Annotated in this window: 1 protein-coding gene; it reads left to right on the forward strand. The window is 62.9% G+C overall.

Going from position 1 to position 590, the window contains the following annotated elements; all coding sequences use genetic code 11:
* On the forward strand, nt 1–590 hold a 590-nt coding region (locus SMA01S_RS23995), incomplete at both ends, for an adenosylhomocysteinase (RefSeq protein WP_174543184.1).

Below are 590 nucleotides of genomic sequence, written 5' to 3' on the forward strand. Positions count from 1 at the left end.
CTATGTCGGCTCGATCTTCGATTGGGGTGACGAGACCTGCAACATGATCCTCGACGATGGCGGTGACGCGACGATGTTCGCTCTGTGGGGCGCCAAGCTCGAGGCCGGCCAGTCGTTCGCCGAGCCCGAGAATGAGGAAGAAATCGAGATGCAGCGCGCGGTGAAGGAATTCATTAAGCGCAAGCCCGGCTACCTCACCGAGACGGTCAAGAACATCAAGGGCGTGTCGGAAGAGACCACCACTGGCGTCCATCGCCTGTACGCGATCGCCAAGAAGGGCGAGCTGCCGTTCCCGGCGATCAACGTCAACGACAGCGTGACCAAGTCGAAGTTCGATAACCTCTATGGCTGCAAGGAATCTTTGGTCGACGCGATCCGTCGCGGCACCGACGTGATGCTCGCCGGCAAGGTCGCCTGCGTCGCCGGCTTCGGTGACGTCGGCAAGGGCTCGGCCGCATCGCTGCGCAATGGCGGCGCCCGCGTGCTCGTGACCGAGATCGATCCGATCTGCGCGCTGCAGGCGGCGATGGAAGGCTATGAGGTCGTCACGATGGAGGAAGCGGTGACCCGCGCCGACATCTTCTGCACGG

Origin of the sequence: Sphingomonas mali NBRC 15500 (assembly GCF_001598415.1) — a bacterium.
Classification (GTDB): Bacteria; Pseudomonadota; Alphaproteobacteria; order Sphingomonadales; family Sphingomonadaceae; genus Sphingomonas; species Sphingomonas mali.